Source organism: Allobosea sp. GW822-FHT03F07 (assembly GCF_058801345.1).
On record NZ_JBXAND010000001.1, the window covers coordinates 1053929 to 1074174 of the forward strand.

The 20246-nt window shown below is 66.4% G+C and carries 21 protein-coding genes; 7 read left to right on the forward strand and 14 right to left on the reverse strand.

Annotated elements, in window-relative coordinates:
* Positions 1–40: 40 nt before the first annotated feature.
* Positions 41–1141: an ABC transporter ATP-binding protein gene (locus tag AC1RMY_RS05005; protein WP_492862845.1), complete on the reverse strand. Its 1101-nt coding sequence runs from the start codon at positions 1139–1141 to the stop codon at positions 41–43.
* Positions 1141–2007, reverse strand: coding sequence for an ABC transporter permease (locus tag AC1RMY_RS05010; protein ID WP_492862846.1), 867 nt, complete (start codon positions 2005–2007; stop codon positions 1141–1143). The genes AC1RMY_RS05005 and AC1RMY_RS05010 overlap by 1 nt, the downstream gene beginning before the upstream one ends.
* 187 nt (positions 2008–2194) lie before the next feature.
* Here AC1RMY_RS05010 and AC1RMY_RS05015 point away from each other — a divergent pair, with 187 nt between their 5' ends.
* A complete protein-coding gene (locus tag AC1RMY_RS05015; protein ID WP_492862847.1) occupies positions 2195–3424 on the forward strand; it encodes a metal-dependent hydrolase family protein in 1230 nt (409 codons plus the stop codon).
* 43 nt (positions 3425–3467) lie between these two features.
* On the forward strand, positions 3468–5075 hold the full coding sequence (ggt, locus tag AC1RMY_RS05020) for a gamma-glutamyltransferase (RefSeq protein WP_492862848.1): 1608 nt from the start codon (positions 3468–3470) through the stop codon (positions 5073–5075).
* A 77-nt stretch (positions 5076–5152) separates the two neighbouring features.
* Here the strand turns inward: ggt and AC1RMY_RS05025 are convergent, their stop codons facing one another.
* The 7 genes from AC1RMY_RS05025 to AC1RMY_RS05055 form a co-directional block, all read right to left on the reverse strand.
* Entirely contained in the window at positions 5153–6250 is a 1098-nt protein-coding gene (locus AC1RMY_RS05025) for a TRAP transporter substrate-binding protein (RefSeq protein WP_492862849.1), read from the reverse strand.
* Between the two features lie 137 nt (positions 6251–6387).
* Positions 6388–7284 (reverse strand): ketopantoate reductase family protein, encoded by an 897-nt coding sequence (locus tag AC1RMY_RS05030; RefSeq protein ID WP_492862850.1) that lies wholly within the window; start codon positions 7282–7284, stop codon positions 6388–6390.
* Entirely contained in the window at positions 7281–8462 is a 1182-nt protein-coding gene (locus AC1RMY_RS05035) for an alpha-hydroxy acid oxidase (RefSeq protein WP_492862851.1), read from the reverse strand. The genes AC1RMY_RS05030 and AC1RMY_RS05035 overlap by 4 nt, the downstream gene beginning before the upstream one ends.
* A gap of 155 nt (positions 8463–8617) precedes the next feature.
* On the reverse strand, positions 8618–9631 hold the full coding sequence (locus tag AC1RMY_RS05040; protein WP_492862852.1) for a MaoC family dehydratase: 1014 nt from the start codon (positions 9629–9631) through the stop codon (positions 8618–8620).
* An 18-nt stretch (positions 9632–9649) separates the two neighbouring features.
* On the reverse strand, positions 9650–10747 hold the full coding sequence (gene ychF, locus AC1RMY_RS05045) for a redox-regulated ATPase YchF (protein WP_492862853.1): 1098 nt from the start codon (positions 10745–10747) through the stop codon (positions 9650–9652).
* A 123-nt stretch (positions 10748–10870) separates the two neighbouring features.
* A complete protein-coding gene (gene pth, locus AC1RMY_RS05050; RefSeq protein ID WP_492862854.1) occupies positions 10871–11485 on the reverse strand; it encodes an aminoacyl-tRNA hydrolase in 615 nt (204 codons plus the stop codon).
* 90 nt (positions 11486–11575) lie between these two features.
* Positions 11576–12190: a 50S ribosomal protein L25/general stress protein Ctc gene (locus tag AC1RMY_RS05055; protein ID WP_492862855.1), complete on the reverse strand. Its 615-nt coding sequence runs from the start codon at positions 12188–12190 to the stop codon at positions 11576–11578.
* A gap of 225 nt (positions 12191–12415) precedes the next feature.
* Between AC1RMY_RS05055 and AC1RMY_RS05060 the strand changes: the two genes are divergently transcribed.
* The 3 genes from AC1RMY_RS05060 (at position 12416) to AC1RMY_RS05070 (ending at position 13672) form a co-directional block, all read left to right on the forward strand.
* Entirely contained in the window at positions 12416–12676 is a 261-nt protein-coding gene (locus tag AC1RMY_RS05060; RefSeq protein WP_492862856.1) for a hypothetical protein, read from the forward strand.
* Between the two features lie 53 nt (positions 12677–12729).
* Positions 12730–12936, forward strand: coding sequence for a DUF7336 domain-containing protein (locus tag AC1RMY_RS05065; protein ID WP_492862857.1), 207 nt, complete (start codon positions 12730–12732; stop codon positions 12934–12936).
* A 157-nt stretch (positions 12937–13093) separates the two neighbouring features.
* The gene (locus AC1RMY_RS05070) at positions 13094–13672 is read left to right on the forward strand and encodes a M15 family metallopeptidase (RefSeq protein ID WP_492862859.1); all 579 of its coding nucleotides are present in this window, start codon (positions 13094–13096) and stop codon (positions 13670–13672) included.
* Positions 13673–13747: 75 nt separating this feature from the next.
* Here AC1RMY_RS05070 and AC1RMY_RS05075 read toward each other — a convergent pair whose 3' ends face one another.
* The 5 genes from AC1RMY_RS05075 to AC1RMY_RS05095 all read right to left on the reverse strand — a co-directional run bounded on the left by AC1RMY_RS05075 (position 13748) and on the right by AC1RMY_RS05095 (position 18799).
* Positions 13748–15523 carry a putative bifunctional diguanylate cyclase/phosphodiesterase gene (locus tag AC1RMY_RS05075; protein WP_492862860.1) on the reverse strand — a complete coding sequence of 592 codons (1776 nt, stop codon included), beginning with the start codon at positions 15521–15523 and terminating at the stop codon, positions 13748–13750.
* A 213-nt stretch (positions 15524–15736) separates the two neighbouring features.
* The gene (locus AC1RMY_RS05080; RefSeq protein WP_492862861.1) at positions 15737–16300 is read right to left on the reverse strand and encodes a VUT family protein; all 564 of its coding nucleotides are present in this window, start codon (positions 16298–16300) and stop codon (positions 15737–15739) included.
* A complete protein-coding gene (gene queC / locus AC1RMY_RS05085) occupies positions 16290–17015 on the reverse strand; it encodes a 7-cyano-7-deazaguanine synthase QueC (RefSeq protein ID WP_492862862.1) in 726 nt (241 codons plus the stop codon). The genes AC1RMY_RS05080 and queC overlap by 11 nt, the downstream gene beginning before the upstream one ends.
* 20 nt (positions 17016–17035) lie before the next feature.
* Positions 17036–17980 (reverse strand): ribose-phosphate pyrophosphokinase, encoded by a 945-nt coding sequence (locus AC1RMY_RS05090; RefSeq protein ID WP_492862863.1) that lies wholly within the window; start codon positions 17978–17980, stop codon positions 17036–17038.
* A gap of 228 nt (positions 17981–18208) precedes the next feature.
* Positions 18209–18799, reverse strand: a complete 591-nt coding sequence (locus AC1RMY_RS05095) for a hypothetical protein (RefSeq protein WP_492862864.1) — start codon at positions 18797–18799, stop codon at positions 18209–18211.
* A gap of 207 nt (positions 18800–19006) precedes the next feature.
* Between AC1RMY_RS05095 and AC1RMY_RS05100 the strand changes: the two genes are divergently transcribed.
* Both AC1RMY_RS05100 and AC1RMY_RS05105 read left to right on the forward strand, forming a co-directional pair.
* Positions 19007–19261: an accessory factor UbiK family protein gene (locus AC1RMY_RS05100; RefSeq protein WP_492862865.1), complete on the forward strand. Its 255-nt coding sequence runs from the start codon at positions 19007–19009 to the stop codon at positions 19259–19261.
* A gap of 351 nt (positions 19262–19612) precedes the next feature.
* The gene (locus AC1RMY_RS05105) at positions 19613–20119 is read left to right on the forward strand and encodes a type III secretion system chaperone family protein (protein ID WP_492862867.1); all 507 of its coding nucleotides are present in this window, start codon (positions 19613–19615) and stop codon (positions 20117–20119) included.
* Positions 20120–20246 lie beyond the last annotated feature (127 nt).

Here is a 20246-nt window from a genome sequence, read left to right on the forward strand (position 1 = left end):
GATCCCCTCGCTTCTGGTCGTCGTTCGTTGCGAAATGCGTTCAGGCAGCGGCGATGGCCGCAACGGTGCTCCCGCCGGCATCGAACAGGCGCTCGTTGAGGCCGTCCCAGGTGATGGCGACGCTCTCGCCAATGGCGCGACGCGTTCCGCCGGTCGCGCCCGTCGGCTCATGCAGGGCGATGCTGCTGCCGTCCTCGAAGGAGAGAAGGTAGTCGACATGGCCGCCGACATAGGTCGCGTCCTCGACGCGGGCCGTCGCTCGCGGCGGGGCGGCATCGCCGCCGCTGTGCAGGCGGACGCGTTCCGGGCGCAGGGCGAGCGTATGCTGCCCGCGCGGGGCATAGCTGCCGGCGAGCTTCATCAGCGCGCCGCCCGGCAGGCGGAAGGTGTCGGCATCGACGATTTCGCCGGTGACGAGATTGCTGTGGCCGATGAAGCGGGCGACGAAGGGGTTCAGCGGCTGCTCGTAGAGCTCTTCCTGCGTGCCGACCTGCTGGACCCTGCCGTCGTTCATCAGCACGAGCCGGTCGGCCATGGTCATGGCCTCGTCCTGGTCATGGGTCACCATCAGCGCGGTCAGTCCAGCGGCGCGCTGGAGCTGGCGGATCTCGCGGGCGACCGACTGGCGCAGATTCGCGTCGAGATTGGACAGTGGCTCGTCGAGAAGCAGCACCTTGGGCCGGATCGCCAGTGCGCGGGCGAGCGCGACGCGCTGCTGCTGGCCGCCCGAGAGCTGGCGCGGATAGCGGTCCGCCATCGCGGTCAGCTTGACCATCGCGAGCGTCTCTTCGAGGCGGCGGTCGATCTCGGCCTTGGGCAGCTTGCGCATGCGCAGCCCGAAGGTGACGTTCTGCGCGACTGTCAGATGCGGGAACAGGGCATAGCTCTGGAAGACCATGCCCATCTCGCGCTGATAGGGCGGCAGAGAAGCGTAGTCCTTGCCCTCGACCAGGATGCGGCCGCTGGTGGCGGCCACGAAGCCTGCGACGAGGCGCAGGGTCGTCGTCTTGCCGCAGCCGGAGGGGCCGAGCAGCACGAGCATCTCGCCCTGGCGGACATCGAGATTCACGTCCTCGACCGCGGCGGTCGAGCCGTAGATCTTGGTCAGCCCCTCGATGCGGAGATGGGAAGCTGTGCTCATCAGACGACCTTGCTCAGCTTGACGTAGCGGTCGATCGCCAGCAGCAGCGCCGCGATCACCGCCGTCTGGACGACGACGACGGAGGCGACGAGGGGATCGAAGCGGTATTCGAGGTATTGCAGCACCGAGATCGGGAAGGTGATCATGCCGGGGCTGATCAGGAACAGCGTCATTTCGATGTTCTCGAACGAGACGATGAAGGCAAAGAGCGCGGCGGCGACGATGCCCTGGCGCATCATCGGCAGTGTCACGCTCCAGAGCACGCGGCCGGGCGAGGCGCCGAGATTGGCCGCGGCCTCCTCGATCGAGCGATCGAGCTGGACGAGATTGGCGACGCAGAGCCTGACGACCCAGGGCGTCGTGATCAGCAGATGGGCGAGGATCAGCACCCAGTCGGAACCGATCAGCGGAAACTCGGTGCGGATCTCGATATCGACCATCAGAACGTAGAGGCCGAGGCCGATGACGACGCCCGGCACCGTCAGTGGCGAGAGCAGCAGGACGTTGAGGGCGCTGCGGCCCGGAAAGCTGTAGCGGACCAGCGCGATGCTGGCGGGCACGCCGATCAGCAAGCTGCACAAGGTCGCCATGGCGGCGACGCGCAGGCTCGTGCCGAGCGACTGGCCGAATTTCGGGAATTCGGCGAGGCGGCCATACCAGGACAGGGTGTAGCCGCTGGGCGGGAAGGTCACCACGCCATCGGCGAAGACGCTCATATAGGCGGTCATCAGCAACGGGATCAGCATCAGCGCGATGCCGATGACGACGAGCAGACGGACGAGACCGTTCAACGCCGCGACGCTGGCGGGGCTGCCCGGCACGGCCGTTGCGGATGCCGTTGCGACTGAAACCTGCGTGACCGCCAACGGGCTGTCCCCCCCTCGAAAGCCCGCTCAGGAGACGGGAGAAAGGTCGTCTCTGTCAATTGGATAAAATCGCCAATATGCAATTGCCTGTGTGGTGGTTCTGTGGAACGGTCTTCTTCCAACCCGCCTGCGAGCCGTTCCGGCGTCGCCGAGTCCCATCCGTTTCCTGCCGTCCGGAGCGCCTTCCATGAGCCTGATGCTGTTCACCGGGGGGCGTTTCCTCGACCCTGCCAAGGACAGGCTGCTCGATGGAATCGAGGTGCTGATCGAGGCCGATCGCGTCGTCGAGGTCTCGGATCGGCCGATCCAGTCCGCGAATGCGACGCGGATCGACCTGCGTGGCCGCACGCTGATGCCGGGCCTGATCGATATGCACGTCCATGTCGTCTCGGCGGTGGTGAATGGCGTCCAGAACGCGATGACGCCGTCCTCGCTCGTCGCCCTGCGCACGGCCCGGACGATGAAGGCCATGCTGATGCGCGGCTTCACCACCGTGCGCGACCTCGGCGGTGCCGATCTCGGCCTCGTCATGGCGGTCGAGGAAGGGCTGATCGAGGGGCCGCGCCTGATCATCTGCGGCAAGGCGCTGAGCCAGACCGGCGGACATTCCGACCCGCGCGACCGCTCTGAGACGCGCCCGCTCTATAGCGGGCGGCTCGGCCAGGTCGGCCAGCTCTGCGACGGCGTCGACGCGGTCAGGCTCGCTGCGCGGGAGCAGCTCCGCGCTGGCGCCACCTTCGTCAAGATCATGGCGAATGGCGGCGTCGCCTCGCCGAACGACCCGATCCATGCGCTCGGTTTCTCCAAGGACGAGATCCGGGCCTCGGTTGAGGAAGCCGAGAATGCCGGCACCTATGTCGCGGCGCATCTCTACACGGACAAGGCGATTGCCCGGGCGGTCGAATGCGGTGTGCATTCGCTGGAGCATTGCAACCTGATCCAGCCCGAAACGGCAAAAAAGGCTGCCGCCGCCGGCGCCTTCGCCGTGCCGACGCTTGCGGCCTATGAGGGGCTGGCGCTGGAGGGCTCGAATTTCGGGCTGCGGCCGGAATCGGCGGCGAAGATCGAGACCGTGCGCAAGGGCGGCATGGAATCGCTAGCGATCATGCGCGATGCCGGCCTGGCCATGGGCTATGGTTCGGACCTGCTCGGCCAGCTCCAGAAGTATCAGACGCTGGAATTCGAGCTGCGCTCGCGCGTGCTGCCGATGCAGGAGGTCATGGCCTCAGCCACGACCACGGCCGCCAGGCTCTGTCGGATGGAAGGCCAGATCGGCGCGCTGGTGCCGGGCGCGTATGCCGACCTCCTCGTGGTCGATGGTGATCCGTTGGACGATCCCAAGCTTTTCCAGAACGACGGCCGGGCGCTGCGGGCGATCATGCGCGGCGGACATTTCTTCAAGAACGAGCTGCATTGATCCGAAGGCACTGCCCGGCGAGCGATAAGCGGAGGACGGTTCCATGCGCGGAATGATCGTGGCGGCCCAGCCGGAAGCCGCCGAAGTCGGGGCCGACATCCTTAGACGCGGCGGCAATGCCATCGATGCCGCCATCGCCTGTGCCTTCAGCCAGGGCGTCGTCGATCCGCAGATGTGCGGCATCGGCGGCTTCGGCGCGATGCAGATCTGCATGCCCAGGCGCGGCGTCCATGCCGTGCTGGAGTTCCTGGCCCGGGCGCCACTTGCGGCGACCGCCGACATGTGGGCGGACCGCTTCGTCGGGCAGACGCGCGACGGCTTCGTCTTCCTGATGAGCGACCACGCCAACGAACTCGGCCATCTCGCTGCGGGGACGCCGGGCAATGTCCGGGGCTACACCGAGGCGCTGGCGCGTTTCGGCACGATGGAGCTGAAGGATGTGATGGCGCCTGCGATCCGACAGGCGCGCGATGGCTTCATGATCCGCCCTTACGTCCACTACTACTGGGCGATCGACCAGCGCGCGACGGGGCAGGTGAACACCGAGGATAAGCTGCGCCTGAGCGAGACGGGACGTGCGATCTATTTCCATCCTGATGGCAGCTTGAAGCGGCCCGGCGACGTGGTCGCCAATCCCGATCTCGCCCGCACGCTGGAGCGCATCGCGGCCGCCGGGCCCGACATCTTCTATACCGGCGAGATCGCGCAGGAGATTGCCGCCGACATGGCGGCCACGGGCGGGCTGATCACCATGGCGGATCTCGCCGCCTACGAGGTTCGTGAGAAGGCGCCGATCTGGGGCGATTATCGCGGCTTGCGCATCGCCGGAAATCCGCCGGCCGCCGGCGGCGCCTCGCTGATCGAACTCATGCAGATCCTGCAGGTGTTCGATCTCGCGGCACTCCGGCATAATGGGCCTGAGCATATCCGCATCCTCGCCGAGGCGATGAAGTGGATGACGATCGACAAGGACGCCCATATGGGCGATCCCGATTTCGTCGACGTGCCGCTCGATATGCTGCTGTCGCCAGCCTATGCCGCCGGCCGCGCCGTCCGCATCCGCGCGGGTGAGAAGGCGAGCGTGCCGCGTTCGGAACTCGCAAAGGACCCGCCGGACACGACCGTGACCTGCGTGATGGACGAGGAGGGCAATGCGGTGACGATCACGCATACGCTCGGCCAACCCTCGGGCGCGATCACGCCCGGCCTCGGCTTCATGTATAACGGCACCATGAGCGGCTTCGATCCGCGTCCGGGCCGCGCGGCCTCGATCGCTCCCGGCAAGGCGCGCGGCAGCGCGATGGCGCCGACGATCGTGTTCAAGGACGACAAGCCTGTGATCGCGATGGGGGCGCCGGGGGGCACCTTCATCGTGCCGGCGATCGCGCAGGCGCTGAGCAATGTGATCGACTTCGGGATGAGCATGGCGGAGGCTGTGGCCGCGCCGCGCATCGCCTGCCTGAGCGACACGATCGACGTCTCCAATCGCATCCGGCGCGGTGTGACGGACGAGCTTCAGGCCATGGGCTACCCGGTCGCGCGCTCCTACCAGTCCTTCGCCTTCGGAGCGCCGCATGGCGTGCGGGTCGATGGCGATGGCTGGACGGGCGGCGCCGACCCGCAGCGCGACGGCATGGCGATCGGCGTCTGAGGCCCTGATCGAGCGAGAGGGGCCCGGGTTCCGGGGGCCTTTCGCGCCGCGAAGCCCCGGAACCTCGGCGTCGTGGATCAGCTGTCCTGCCAGCGCTGCTGCAGCGCCGTGGCCGACATGAGGTCGAAGGAGAGATCCGAGATCTGCCAGTAGCGTGTGCTGTCCTGCTGGAAAGCCCAGAGGTGATCGTAGATCTTCTTGAAGCTTGGATTGGCGGCCGACATCTCGGCGTAGAGATCCTTGGTGTGCTTGTAGCTCGCCTTGAGAATGTCGTTCGGTAGCGGACGCAATTGCGCGCCGCCCGCGATCAGCCGCTTCAGGGCCGGCGGGTTGAGCGCGTCGTATTTCGCCTGCATGTCGTGGCCGGCGGCCATCGCGCAGTTCTTCAGCACCTTCTGGTAGGCCGGGGGCAGGCTGTTCCACTTTTCGAGGTTGATGAAGAAGCTGAGTTCGGCGCAGCCGTCCCAGAAGCCGGGATAATAGTAGTAGGGCGCGACCTTGGCGAAGCCGAGCTTCTCGTCGTCATAGGGGCCGACGAATTCGACCGCGTCGAGGACGCCGCGCTCCAGTGCGGGATAGATGTCGCCGGCCCCGAGCTGCTGCGGCACCACGCCCATCTTCTGCAGCACATTGCCGCCGAGCCCGCCAATCCGCATCTTGAGGCCCTGGAGATCGGCCGCCGACTTGATCTCCTTGCGGAACCAGCCTCCCATCTGCGCGCCGGTGTTGCCGGCCGGCAGGTTGTAGATATTGAACTTGGCGTAGAACTCGTTGAGCAGTTCGAGCCCGCCGGCATGGAACAGCCAGGCCTGCATCTGGCGGCTGTTGGGGCCCCACGGAATCACCGTGCCGAAGGCGAAGGCGGTGTCCTTGCCGATGTAGAAGTATGAGCCGGAATGGCCCATCTCGACGGTGCCGTTGATCACGGCGTCCGCGACCTGAAGGGCCGGCACGATCTCGCCGGTGGCGAAGACCTGGATCTTGAACTTGCCGTCCGTGACCGCCGAGACCGCCTCTGAAAGGTAGGTGCAGGCGCCGTAGAGCGTGTCGAGCGACTTCGGATAGCTCGACGCCAGACGCCATGTGACCGTCGGCATGCTCTGCGCGACGGCCGGCGATGCGATGCCGGCAGCAGCGCCGACGCCGGCGCCCTTCAGAAATGACCTGCGCTTCATGGACTTCGTTTCCTCCGGGTTGGTTTCCTGCCTGATGTTTTTCTTGTTTTGCCGCTGTCGGCTTGCCGGCAGCATCGCATGGGGCTTCGGCAGGTGACAATGAACGCCGCTGCCCGCCCGCCCGACAGCTCGCCGGATCAGGAGCGAGCGCTTTCCTCCATCAGCTTGACGATGGCGGTCAGCAGCCGGTTGGCCGGCGTGGCGATCCCGAGCTTCGCGCCGGTCCGGACGACATAGCCATTGAGGTGGTCGATCTCGGTCGTCTTGCCGCGAGCGAGATCCTGTGCGGTCGAGGAGGACTGGTCGGGCATCGCCGCAGCCAGCGCCAGGACCTTGTCGAGAATGTCGTCATCGACCTGAATGCCGCTTTGCCTGGCGACCGCGAGGCATTCGGCGACGATCTCCTTCATGCAGGCGCGGACCCCGTCGACGGCGATCATCCGGCCATAGGGCAGTTGCGGGATGGCCGAAAGGGCATTGTAGGCGCAGTTGACGATCAGCTTGGACCAGAGCGCTCCGGCGACGTTGCCGGAGATCTCGGTCGGGATGCCGGCCTGTCCGAAGACCTCGGCGATCTGGGCGCTCGAAGGGGCCGGCCCGATGATGAGTTCGCCGCGCCCGTGATGGCGGACATGGCCAGGCCCCGCCATCTCCGAGGCGACGTAGACCGCGGTCGCAATGACCGGCCTTCCGAGAACCTCCTGCAGGCGTTCGGCATTGTCGACGCCGTTCTGCAGGCTCAGGATCGAGGCTCCGGCTGCGAGATGCGGGCCGATTTCCCGGCCGGCCTCCGCCGTGTCACCGGATTTCACGCAGAACAGGATGATCTCGGAGCCGGCGACGCCGGCGGCCTCCGTGGTCGCCTCGACACGCAGGTTTTCCGTCAAGGCACGCGTCTCGAAGACGAGGCCGCGCTCGCGGATGGCCCGGACATGCTGGGGCCGCGTGATCAGCGTCACAGCATGGCCGGCCCGGGCCAGCATGGCGCCGTAATAGCAGCCGACAGCGCCGGCCCCCATGATCGCGATCTTCATCGGTTCGAGCCCTGTCTCGGCGAGAGGTGGTTTCCTGGCCAGAGATGGTCGCTGCCGAGCTCGGTGGGGTCGGCGCAACCGAGATGGATCAGCGTGTTCAGGAATTCCGCCCGGAGGATGTCGATAATCCCGGCTGGCCCGCGCTCCGGGCCGAGCGCTGCGACGGCGAACAGGAAGGGTCGCCCCAGCAGCACGAAATCAGCCCCCGATGCGAGGCTGCGCGCGATGTCGTCGCCGCTCCGCACGCCGCTGTCGAGAATCAGCTTGAGCCGGTCGCCGCAGGCCTCCCGGATCGCCGGCAGGACCTCGATCGAGGCGGGGGCGGAATCGAGCTGGCGGCCGCCATGGTTGGAGACGACGAGGCCGTCTGCGCCGATGCGCTCCGCCATGACGGCGTCCTGCGGGTTGAGGATGCCCTTGATGACGAGGTGATGCGGCCAGGCCTTTCGGATGCCCTCGATCCGCTTCCAGTCGAGGCCTGGGCAAGAGAGCTGGCGCGAGACGAATTCGGCATGGGCGAGGCCGCTCAGCGAGCCCTTCGCATCGATGAAATTCGCCATGCCCGGGCGTTCGCCGAGGGCGGCTCGCAAGAGCCAGGCGGGGTGCCTGATGACATCGAGGACGGTGCGCAGCGACGGTTTCAGCGGGATCGAGAGGCCGTTGACCAGATCGCGCGGGCGCCTGCCGGGAACGGGGATGTCGATCGTGACGACGAGGGTAGTGACACCGGTGGCGAGCGCCCGCTGCATCAGGCCGGCCGCGATGCCCTCATCCGAGCCCGGATAGAGCTGGAACCAGAGATTGTCCTGCGCGATGCCGGCGATCGTCTCGATCGAGGTCGTCGCCGCGGTCGAGAGGCAATAGGGGATGTTCCGGGCCTTTGCCGCGCTGGCCAGGGCGCGGTCGGTGCCGGGGCGGACGAGATCGGCAAAGCCCATCGGGGCGATGCCGAAGGGAGCCGCGTAGCGGCGGCCGAAGATCGTCACTTCCGAATGCGCCGCGGAGCAGTCGCGCAGCGCCTGTGGCATCAAGGCGATCTGCTCGAAGCGCGCGCGATTGCGGGCGAGCGCGGCCTCGGAGCCGGCGCCGCCCTCGATGAAGTCGAAGATCGCGCGCGGCAGGTGTTTGCGGGCCTGGGCGGCCATATGGCCCGTCGTGAAGACGCGTCCGGTCGGCACCGCTCGAATTCCTCCCTGTCGGCATTTTGCTCCGGCCGCTGTTCCCGCGGCCTTAGCCTCTTGCCTACAGGCTGGATCTCGATTCCAGAAGCGTCACGATCGCGCAGACCATCGGCTTGGGAAGCAGGCCGGCCGGTCGTCTGGCGGAGCCGGTCTCAAGCGGGTTTGCGCTCCACGAACACGCAGCCGTCGAAGCTGAAGACCTCGTCGCCGTTCTGATTCACGCCGGTGTTGTGGTGGAAGAACAGGCCCCATTGCGGACGCGAGGCGCTGGCGCGCTTGTCCGTTACCTCGGAGCGATAGGTAATGCGGTCGCCGGCGAAGACCGGCTTCGACCATTTCAGATTCCTGAAGCCGGGTGAGGGGCCGAGACGCGGTGCGCGTCCCGGCCCGAAGGCCACGAGCTGGCGCCGGCGATGCGTCACCATGGTCGCCATCCAGACGGCGGCGGTATGCCAGCCGGAGGCTGCGAGCCGGCCGAAGGAACTCGCCCGCGCCGCGTCCTCGTCCATGTGGAATGGCTGCGGATCGAAGGCGCGGGCGAAGGCGACGATCTCGTCGGCGGTGAAGACGCTGCTGCCGAGCTCGAAGCTCTGGCCGATCTCAATGTCTTCGAAGAAGCGGGCGGCCTCGGTCGGTTTCAGGGGCGGCTCGATCGGCGAGGCGAAGACAGGCGCGACATAGCGGGGCGGATGGCTGAGCCAGTCGCCCGCCGGCTGTGCGGCATCGGAGCCGCGCCGGCCGAACATGATCCAGTTCGCTTGTTCGAGGACCGGCTCGTCGCGCTGGTTGACGAGTTCGAGCCGGAAGCGGACCAGGCCCATGTCCAGGCGCGAGCGCGAGGGCCTGATCTCTGTCACGGTGCGGCGGCCATGCAGCAGGTCGCCGGGCTGGACCGGGCGCAGCCATTTGACCTCCTCGATACCGGGCGCGCCCATGCCGGAGGAGTTCAGGAGGAAGCTCTCCGCCATCAGGCGCATCAGCAGCGAGCAGCTATGCCAGCCCGAGGCGATCAGCGTGCCGGCGAAGCTCGCCTTTGCCGCTTCCGGATCGACATGGAAGTCCTGCGCGTCGAAGCGCGAGGCGAAGGCGACGATGTCGTCCTGCGAAACCGCGATGCTGCCGGTCGATACCGTCTCGCCGACGATGAAGTCCTCGAAATACTGCATCGCGCCGGTGGCCTCAGCTCAGTTGGCGAAGCGGAAATGCAGCACGTCGCCATCGGCGACGACGTATTCCTTACCCTCGAGGCGGAACTTGCCGGCTTCGCGCGCGCCCGACTCACCCTTGTTGGCGATGTAGTCGTCATAGGCGATGGTCTCGGCGCGGATATAGCCCTTCTCGAAATCGCTATGGATGACGCCGGCGGCGGCGGGGCCCTTGGTGCCCTTCTCGATCGTCCAGGCGCGGGCCTCCTTCGGGCCGACGGTGAAGTAGGTCACGAGATGGAGCAGCGCGTAGCCGGCGCGGATGACGCGGTTCAGGCCAGGCTCTTCCAAGCCGACAGCCTCGAGGAAGTCCTTCTGGTCCTCCAGGGGCATCACCGCGATCTCGCTCTCGATCTTGGCGGAGACGACGACGGCGACCGCGTTCTCTTCCGCCGCACGGGCTTTCACAGCCTCGGAAAAGGCATTGCCCTTGTCGGCGCTAGCTTCCTCGACATTGCAGACATAGAGCACGGGCTTGGAGGAGAGCAGGCCGAGCATGTCGAAGGCCTTGCGCTCCTCGGGCGCGACCTGGACGACGCGAGCGGGCTTGCCGTCGCGCAGCAGGACGAGGCAGCGGTTCATCAGCTCGGCCAGTTCCTTGGCGTCCTTGTCGCCGGTCTTGGCCTTCTTCTCCAGCGGCAGCACGCGCTTCTCGAGGCTTTCGAGATCGGCCAGCATCAGCTCGGTCTCGATGATCTCGATGTCGTTGATCGGGGCGACCTTGCCCTCGACATGGGTGATGTCACCATCCTCGAAGCAGCGCACGACATGGGCGATGGCGTCGCATTCACGGATATTGGCGAGGAACTGGTTGCCGAGGCCCTCACCCTTGGAAGCGCCGCGCACGAGGCCGGCGATGTCGACGAAGGTCAGCCGCGTCGGGATGATCTCCTTGGATCCGGCGATCGCCGCGAGCTTCTCCAGCCGGTCATCCGGCACGGCGACGTCGCCGACATTCGGCTCGATCGTGCAGAAGGGATAGTTCGCCGCCTGGGCGGCCGCCGTCTGCGTCAGCGCGTTGAAGAGGGTCGACTTGCCGACATTCGGCAGGCCGACGATACCGCATTTGAAGCCCATGATCGCCTGTTCCGTTGTTAGGCCGCGCTGCGCGCGCCGGCGCGGCAGCCCAAGAAATCGTTCGAGCCTTATTGGCGGCCAGCGCTGTTAAAGACAAGATCGCTGCCGACAGGGCAGCGTTGCTCACTCGCCGATCTTCTCGCCGAGCCGCTTCACCGCGCCATGACCGCGCGCGTCCATGAAGAGGTGCACCTTGTTCTGGAAGCCGGCATCGTCGTGCCTGGCGAGCAACTCGGCATTGTCGGCGCAGGCCGTGCAGAGATCCTCGACCCAGGGCAGCTCGGCCTTGCCGAAATCGTTCAGCACATAGGCGTGGACGAGTTCCTTCAGGCCTGGATGGCCGATGCCCATGCGGACGCGGCGATAGTCGTTGCCGATCGCCGCCGTGGTCGAGCGCAGGCCGTTATGGCCGGCATTGCCGCCGCCGAGTTTGATCCTGAGCTTGGCCGGGGCGAGGTCGAGTTCGTCATGGAAGACGATCACGTCGGCGGGCTCGACCTTGAAGAAGCGCGCGGCCTCGCCGATCGAGCGGCCGGATTCGTTCATGTAAGTCTGGGGCTTGAGCAGGACGACCTTCTCGGTGCCGATCGTCGCCTCGCTGGCCTGCGCCTGGAAGCGCGCGCGCCAGGGCGAGGCCCGGTGCCTGCGCGCGATCTCGTCGAGCGCCATGAAGCCGATATTGTGGCGGTTCCCGGCATAGCGGGAGCCCGGATTGCCCAGGCCTGCGAAGATCAGCATGACGAGCGCTTGTGAATCGGGACGTTGCTGCAGATAGCAAAACGGCCGGGATGACCCGGCCGTCTGTGGTTCGATGCGGGCCGAGGCCGATCAGGCCTTGGCCTCGGCCTCCGGAGCGGCAGCCGCATCGCCGGCCTCTTCCGCCATCGGCGGAACGATGGTCACGATGGTGGCGTCCGAGCCCACCGTCAGCTTGGCGCCCTTCGGCAGCTTGATCACGCTGGCTTCGAGCGAGCCACCGATCTGGAGACCGGCGACGGAAACCTCGAAGAACTCCGGGATCAGTTCCGGCTCGACGACGATCTCGAGCGAATGCTCGACGAGCTGGACCGCGCCACCGTTCTTGATGCCGGGGCTGGCGTCCTGGCCGATGACGTGGATCGGAACCTCGACCGTCACCGTCTGGCCCGCGGCGACGCGCAGGAAGTCGACATGGATCGGGAAGTCCTTGACCGGGTCGAGCTGGTAGTCGCGCGGGATGACCCGCTGCTTCTTGCCGGCGACGCTGATCTCGAAGATCGTGGTCAGGAAGTGGCCGCCATAGATCATCAGGCGGGTCTTGTTGGCGTCGAGCGCGATCGCTTCGGGAGCGGCGCCCCCACCATAGATCACGGCGGGTGTCAGGCCTTGACGACGAACTGCACGGGCGGCCCCCTTGCCGACCTGTGCGCGCGCCGAAGCCTCGATTTGCTTCACGGCGGTCATGGTATGTCCTTGCTTCAAATGAGAAGGCCGCCTGGCGGCGGCCGTTTCGTTTCGCGCCCGTGCCTCCAAGGGTGTCAGTCGGGCGCTGGCAGCCTCATAAGCGAAAAGCGTTGCGATCTCAAGCCCGCCGGCATTTGGTAGGGAGCTAGCTTGATTCCACGTCCGACCCTTAGCGGAACTCGCTCCATCCGCTATCGTGGTTCTGGCTGGCATGAAGGAACCACTGTGACAAAGATCGCAAAAGACGCCGCCGTTGAGTTCGACAAGAGGGTCAATCTCGCTCTCAGGTACCTCTTCGCGGCCGCTACGGAACTGAAAGACTGCATCGATCCAGAGCATTTTCAAATCTACGCCAGAGCGCTCGCCCACGCTTCCCGCGAGCTCGATATGGGCGTTCTCGAACCGATCTACCGCGCTCACCCCGACTTGAGGCCGGATCATTTACCCCGCACTCGCACGATGCAAGAGTTCGAGCATGGCGATTAACCGGTGGCCTGCGACACATTGCCGAAGCTGCTGGACAAGGTCATCGTCTGTGAATGAACCTCGTTTTTGTGCTCCACCATGGCGAGGCAGAAGACGCGAAGCTGATAGGCGTGTATCGGTCGCGCGAGCGGGCGGAGCCGGCCGTAGCCCGACTTCGGGAGCAGCCCGGCTTTCGCGATGATCCGGCCGCCTTCGTGATCGACGAATATCCTTTAGACAGGGATCACTGGACCGAAGGGTTCTTGTCCGGGCCGAGATGATGTGTTGTGCGTTTCCGACCCTAATACTTCATCGACTTCACGCGCGGGCCTCGTTCACCTCGCCGCCTTCCTTTCGAGCCATTTGGTTGCGAGCGTGCGATAGGTCATGCCGTACTGCACACGCACTCATCGCCTGGCGCAGATCAGCCTCCTGCTGGTGAGCTTTGCGCTTGCCAGCACCTCTTACGGCCAGACGCGGAGCACGCAGGCCAACGCAGTCTATGCCCTTATTCCGCGCTACGACGAGTTCGGCCGGGACCAGATCTCGATGTTCCTCGCCTGGAACCCTGACCCGGTCGGCAACCATCAAGCCAACCTGCGGTCTCTCGCCCCGGTTCTCGCCAGGATCGTCCTCGACGCTCAGGCCGCGATGCCGGACCTGCGCTTTGTCATCGGATCGGGTCGGCGCGACCGAAACCAGCAACGCCAGGCCGTAGCCTGGGGGTGGTCGCGGACGCGAGGCACCGCGCATAGCTCGGGGCGAGCTGTCGACCTATGGCCGCTCGACCCGGACGGCCGTGTCGTCTTCGATCCCACCCTGCAGAGCCGGATTGCCGCAGCGATGAAGACGGCCGCCTCCCGCGCTGGTGTCCGGATCCGATGGGGCGGGAACTTTCGCGGCTACAAGCACCGGGATCGCTCGCATTTCGAACTGGCATCGTGGCGCCGGGAACGAGGCCGTCCACTCCATCTCGGCGACACAGCCGCGGACGTTGCTCCCAAGTTCACGCGATAGCCTGGCCGCGAACCCAATATCGGCAAACAACACCGAGCAAAAACCCGGACCGACGCACGACTGGAAGCTCGTTGCTCAGGCGGCGGTAGCGGTGATGCCGGAGCGGATTCGGACGTCCCCGTCGGGTTTCTGGCCGAAACGCTGCAGCAACTCGGTGACGATCCCCGCCGGCGTGGCCTGCGCATAGAGGAAGCCCTGCCCGAGATGGCAGCCGATCGCTTGCAGCCACTCGGCCTGCGACTGCGTCTCGATGCCCTCGGCGATGACCTTCATGCCGAGTCGCTTGGCGAGGCCGACCATGGCCTCGACGATGACGCTGCTCCTCGAGCCCTTCTGGGCGGCTGCGATGAAGGAGCGATCGATCTTGATGATGTCGACGGGGAAGTCGAGCAGATGGGTCAGCGAGGCGAAGCCGGTGCCGAAATCATCCAGGGCGACGGAGATGCCGATCTCGCGCATCTGTTCGATGGTGCGGGCGACGCCGTCTTTGCGGCTCCCCATGAAGACCTGCTCCGTGATCTCGACGACGAGATGTTCGGGCGAGACCCGAGCCCGTTCGAGCGTCCTCAGAATGCGCTGGACGAGGTCGCCCTTGCGGAAATCGGCCGAGGTCACGTTCAGGCCGACATGCTGGAAATTGACGCCGGCGCGTTGCCAGGCCGCCATGTCGGCGGCAATCGCACCGAGCATCTGTCCGGTGATGCGGTGCGCGACCTTGGGATCGAGCATGGCTTCCTGGAACTCGCCGGCCGAGGCGACCCGTCCATCCGGCATGAGCATGCGGGCCAGCGCCTCGACGCCGACGATCTCGTCGGTGTCGAGGCGGATGACCGGCTGGTAATAGGTGGCGATGCGCCCGTCCGTGAGCGCCCCGTCGACGCTGCGCCGGTTCTGCAGGCGCTGCATCATCGAGGTGCGCAGCCCGTCCCTGAAGCGGACATAGCCGCCGCGCCTGGTTTCCTTGGCATGATACAGGGCGAAATCGGCATTCTGCCGTAAGGTTACGCTGTCCTCGCCGTCCTCGCCCGCCAGGGCCGCCCCGATCGTGACGCTCGGGATGATGCCGTGTCCGTCGTGATCGAGCGGAGGCGCCATCGCCGCGAGGATCGTGCTGGCCAGAGTGCGCATCTGGATCGCCTGCGTGCAGCCAGGCAACAGCACGGCGAATTCGTCGCCGCCGATACGGCAGGCCGTGGCGTCGCCGACCGCGCTCTGCAGTCGAGCGCCGACGGCTGCGATCAGCGCGTCGCCCGCGGCGTGTCCCAGAGTGTCGTTGACCGCCTTGAGATGATCGATGTCGATCAACATGAGCCCGAAGTCGAGGGGTTGGCCTTGCGTAAGCCGCGTGATCGCGTCGTTGAACGTCGCGCGGTTGGGCAGGCCGGTCAGTGTGTCGAAATAGGCGAGCCGGTGGTTGCGGGAGCGCACCTCCTCATGCTCGATCGCGATAGCGCAGAGATGGACGCAGGTGACGACGATCCGGCGTTCGAGGTCGTCGGGGCCGCGGGAACGATCGTAGTAGAAGGCGAAGCTGCCGACCACGCGCCCGTCGCCGGCCTTGATCGGGCTCGACCAGCAGGCCCGCAGGCCGAGCGGCAGGACGAGATCCTCGAAACCCCGCCAGAGCGGATCGGTCGCGATGTCGGTGACGCAGACGGGTTCGCCGCGATAGATCGCCGTGCCGCAAGAGCCGACGCGCGGTCCGACCGGTATGCCGCTGATCGCCGCCGAGTACTCCGCGGGCAGGCTGGGCGCAGCGAGCGCAAAGAGCCGGTTCTCCTCGTCGACGGTCACGACCGAACAGATCGAACCCGGAGAGATCGCCTCGGCCCGTCGGCAGAGGCGGTCCATGATCGAGCTCAGGATTTCCCCCCGCGCGACCGCCTCCAGTATCTCGTTCTGTAGGGCTTGCAGCCGTGCGGACGAACCGCTTCCGTGCATCTCAGGGCTCATGCTGACCATGCGGAACGCTATGCCAGCAGGGCGTGAAATCGTGGTTTCAGCGATGGCTCAAATTGTCCGAAACGCGTTTCGAGGGCGATGGAAGGGGATCCTGCCGGTGTGTCAGGCCGCTGCCAGTCCGAGTTTCTCGTCGCGGCGGCGCAGCAGATGCATCAGCGGTAGGGCCAGCAGCACCATCCAGGCCTTGCCGATGATCTGGCCGCTCAGGAAGTCGAGGCTGCCGAAGGCAAGCTGCAGGAACACGATGCTGTCGACGACGAGCCCGACGAGGCTGGAGGCGATGACGGCGGTGACGAAGCGGCGCTTCTGCAGCGGAGTATAGACCGCGAAATCGGCGAGTTCCGAGAGCAGGAACGCGGCGACCGAGGCGACGACGATCGCCGGCGGCGCCAGGAAGGCGGAGATCAGCGCGCCGATACCAATGGCGCCGAGCGCGGCAAGGGCGCCCAGACGGCGCTGGACGATGTCGCGCAGCACGAGCGCGAGGCCGATCATCAGCACACCGCTCGGCGCCTTGATGCCGGGCCAGACCGGCACGAGGCATGGTCCGTTCGGCACGCAGACCGTGCCGGCATTGCCGATCAGCCAGTTCGCGACGGGAATGGTCAGGGCGAAGAGGACGAGGGCGACCAGCCCTTCGGTCCGGCGCTGACGGTCAAGTGTCATGGGAAGGTCCGCTGTCTTCGGGGGAGATCAGATAGGCGGCGTAGCCGTTCGCGCGCAGTTCGCAGGCGGGGCAGCGGCCGCAGCCATAGCCCCAAGCGTGATGCGTGGAGCGGTCGCCGAGATAGCAGCTATGGCTGTCCTCGACCACCAGTTCGAGCAAGGGCTCGCCGCCCAGCGCCCTGGCGAGCGCAAAGGTCTGCGCCTTGTCGCGCCACATCAGCGGGGTGTGCAGCACCAAGCGCCGGTCGAGACCGAGGCCGAGCGCCACCTGCATCGCCTTGATCGTGTCGTCGCGGCAGTCCGGATAGCCGGAATAGTCGGTCTCGCAGACGCCCAGGACGAGGTGCTTGATGCCGCGGCGATAGGCCAGGGCGGCGGCGAAAGTCAGGAAGATCAGGTTGCGGCCCGGGACGAAGGTGGTCGGCAGCCCGGTTTCCGCGAAGGCAATCTCGGTGTCGCGGGTCAGCGCGGTCTCCGAGATCGCACCCAGTGCCGCGAGATCGACGAGGTGGTCGGCGCCCAGCCGCTGTGCATAGGCGGGTGAGAGGCCCGGCAGCCTGTCGCGGATCGCCTGGCGGCATTCCAGTTCGACGCGATGGCGCTGGCCATAGTCGAAGCCGACGGTCTCGACCGCGTCGAAGCGATCCAGCGCCCAGGCGAGCGCGACGGTCGAATCCTGGCCGCCCGAGAACAGGACGAGGGCGCGGGAGGTCATGACGCGCGCATCCCCGCCGCTCAGTCGAACAGGCTGGATACGCTGGTTTCCTGCGCCGTGCGCTCGATCGCCTCGCCCATCAGCCCGGCGATCGAGATGACGCGGATGTTGCGCGCCACCTTCACCGCCTCAGTCGGCATGATCGAATCGGTGATCACCAGTTCCTTGAGCTTGGAGTTGGCGATGCGCGCCACGGCGCCGCCCGAGAGCACGCCATGGGTGATGTAGGCGTAGACCTCGCGCGCGCCCTGTTCGAGCAGGGCCTCGGCCGCGTTGACGAGCGTACCGCCGGAATCGACGATGTCGTCGAGCAGGATGCAGGAGCGGCCCTCGACCGAGCCGATGATGTTCATCACCTCGGACTCGCCCGGCCGGTCGCGGCGCTTGTCGACGATGGCGAGCGGGGCGTCGATGCGCTTGGCGAGCGCGCGGGCGCGGACCACGCCGCCGACGTCGGGCGAGACGACCATGGCGTTCTTCCAGTCGAGCCGCTCCTTGATGTCGCGCGACATCAGCGGGGCGCCGAACAGGTTGTCGGTGGGGATGTCGAAGAAGCCCTGGATCTGGCCGGCATGGAGATCGAGCGTCAGGACACGATCGACGCCGGCATGGGTGATCACGTTGGCGACGAGCTTGGCCGAGATAGGGGTGCGGCCCGAGGCGCGCCGATCCTGCCTCGCATAGCCGAAATAGGGGATCACCGCCGTGATGCGGCGCGCCGAGGAGCGGCGCAGCGCATCGGTGATGATCAGCAGTTCCATCAGGTGGTCGTTGGTCGGGAACGAGGTCGACTGGATGATGAAGACATCCTGGCCGCGCACATTCTCCTGGATCTCGACGAAGACCTCCATGTCGGCGAAGCGCCGGACCGAGGCCTTGGCGAGGGGGATACCGAGATGGGCGCAGATCGCTTCGGCGAGCGGCCGATTGGAGTTGCCGGCGACGACTTTGAAGGATGAAGGCATGCCGGCGAGCACCGTTTGATCTGGCTGGGCAAGAACCGCTCTAAGCTGGCTCAGTTCGCAGGGCTCTTAACAGCGGTGTGACGGCGAGTCGACTGTTGCACTGCAAAAGCGGACTGCAAAACCTCGCGAGTGACGCAGTGCCCGTTTGCGTGCAGCGCGGGCCGGCCGACTCCGGAGGCCAGCCACCCTTGTTCAGGACGCGTTGTGGCGGGCTCGCCCGGCTTGAAGTCAGAGCTTCTTGCCGCTTGACGCAGCTGCCGTCTTGGCCGCGGTCCTGGCGTCCTTGGCGCTGTCGGCCGTCTGTTTGCCAGAGGCCTTTGCCTTGTCGCCGGGCAGGACGCTGTCCACGGCAGGGGTCGTCACCAGGAAGCTCGCGATCGCATCCATCGAATCGGCTGCGGCCTTGGCGACGATCGTCTGGTCGACGCCCGACCACGGGTCCGAAGTGCCACCGCGTCGGCCGAGGCTCTCGCCCTGAACGCGCTGGGCGCGCTTCTTGGTCTCGTCATAGACGTCCCAGACGAAAGCGAGCGAGGTCTGGCCGTCTTCGGTCGGCTGGGCCGTGAGGTAGCCGCGAACCCGGAAGCGGGCCGGCTTGTCGCCCGGCACGATCTCCATGCGCCGCTCGGCGGCAGCCTCGCCCAGCAGCCCCGCAAAACGGGTCGTCACGGCATCGGGCGCGCCGGAAATGCTCTGAACCGAGACCGGTACGCCCGGCGCATCGACGCGCGGACGCGCGGCCGTCGTGGTCTCCTGGCAACCGGCGAGCGCAAGCGCGACGGCCGGCCCCAGGACGAGGCCGCTGAAACGATCGATCATGACGCCTCCCGCTTGTCTTTTAGCGTACGGGTTGGAGTTCTCTGGTAGTCCCTGCTTCGGTCTTTCTAGGCGTAACGGATCGTCAGGTCCAGATCGTGCGGGTTGCGCGCCGTCGAGGCGGGATCTAGCGCCGCGATTGCGGGTTCTGCCATCCTCGCCCATATATCCTGGCATGCGGGCCTAGAGAGGCCTGCTCCGGAGAGCCCCATGGTCACGACCAGCAGCCGCATCCTCGACGATATCGCCCGCCTCGCCACCGATGCCGCAGGTGCGGCGCAGGGCGTTCGCCGCGAGGTCGAGACCGTCGTGAAGACCCAGATCGAGCGCCTGCTGCGCGATCTCGACGTGGTCACGCGCGAGGAATTCGAGGCCGTGCGCGAGATGGCGCTGCTGGCGCGCGAGGAGAACGACAAGCTCGCGGCGCGCCTGGCGGCGCTCGAAGCGGGGCAGAACAAGCCCTGATCGGGTAGCGCTGCCCTGCGGGCGGGGGCTCTCAATTTGCGCCGGCAAGGCTGGGGCAAGCATCCACAGGCCTATGCTGTGGACAGGGTGTTGCGGGGATTGAGCCACGGCCCCGAATCCGTCGAGCGTCACATCGTGTTGGGAGTGTCATACGCCCTGCGCTAACGTCGATGGAGAAATTGATTCGTCGGCCCAACCTCTTAGGGGTGGGCCGCCGGAGTGCGGGGCCCACTATTCCGCCGGGCGCCGCGCCTGTGGAGTTGCGTGTCCCCAGTCTTCCCGTCGCCGTGTTCCCGTTCTCGAACGCGCCGGGCCGCGCTTTTGCGGCTACCGGCAGTTGGACCCAAGGGCATGATGGATCTCGAACTGGATGCCGAACTCGAACGGCCTTCAAACCCTCTCGACCTGATCGAACGACTGGCCGCCCTCAACAACTGGACCTTCGACCGCGACAGCGACGATGAACTCTCGGTCGCCGTCACCGGCGGCTGGTCGGATTATCACGTCGCCATCACCTGGCTGGCCGAGGTGGAGGCGATCCATATCGCCTGCGCCTTCGACCTGAAGGTGCCGGAACGCCGCCGCGGCGAGGTCCTGCAACTCGTCAGCCTCGTCAACGAACAGCTCTGGCTCGGCCATTTCGACCTGTGGAGCTCGGAAAGCGTGGTGATGTATCGCCATGCGCTCCTGCTGTCGGGCGGTGCTGAGCCGACCGACGAACAGTGTGCCGCCCTGATCAAGGCCGCGATCGAGGCCTGCGAGCGCTATTTCCAGGCTTTCCAGTTCGTCGTCTGGGCCGGCAAGACCGCCAAGGAAGGTCTCGAAGGCGCTATGCTGGAGACGGTCGGCGAGGCGTGAGGCCGGCCGATTTCGTCATGCCCGGGCTTGACCCGGGCATGGTAGCGCGCGTCATGGTCGGGCTTGACCCGACCATCTCTACCCGGAGATTCTCTGGTCATGAGATTCTCGGGGGAGCCCGAGAATG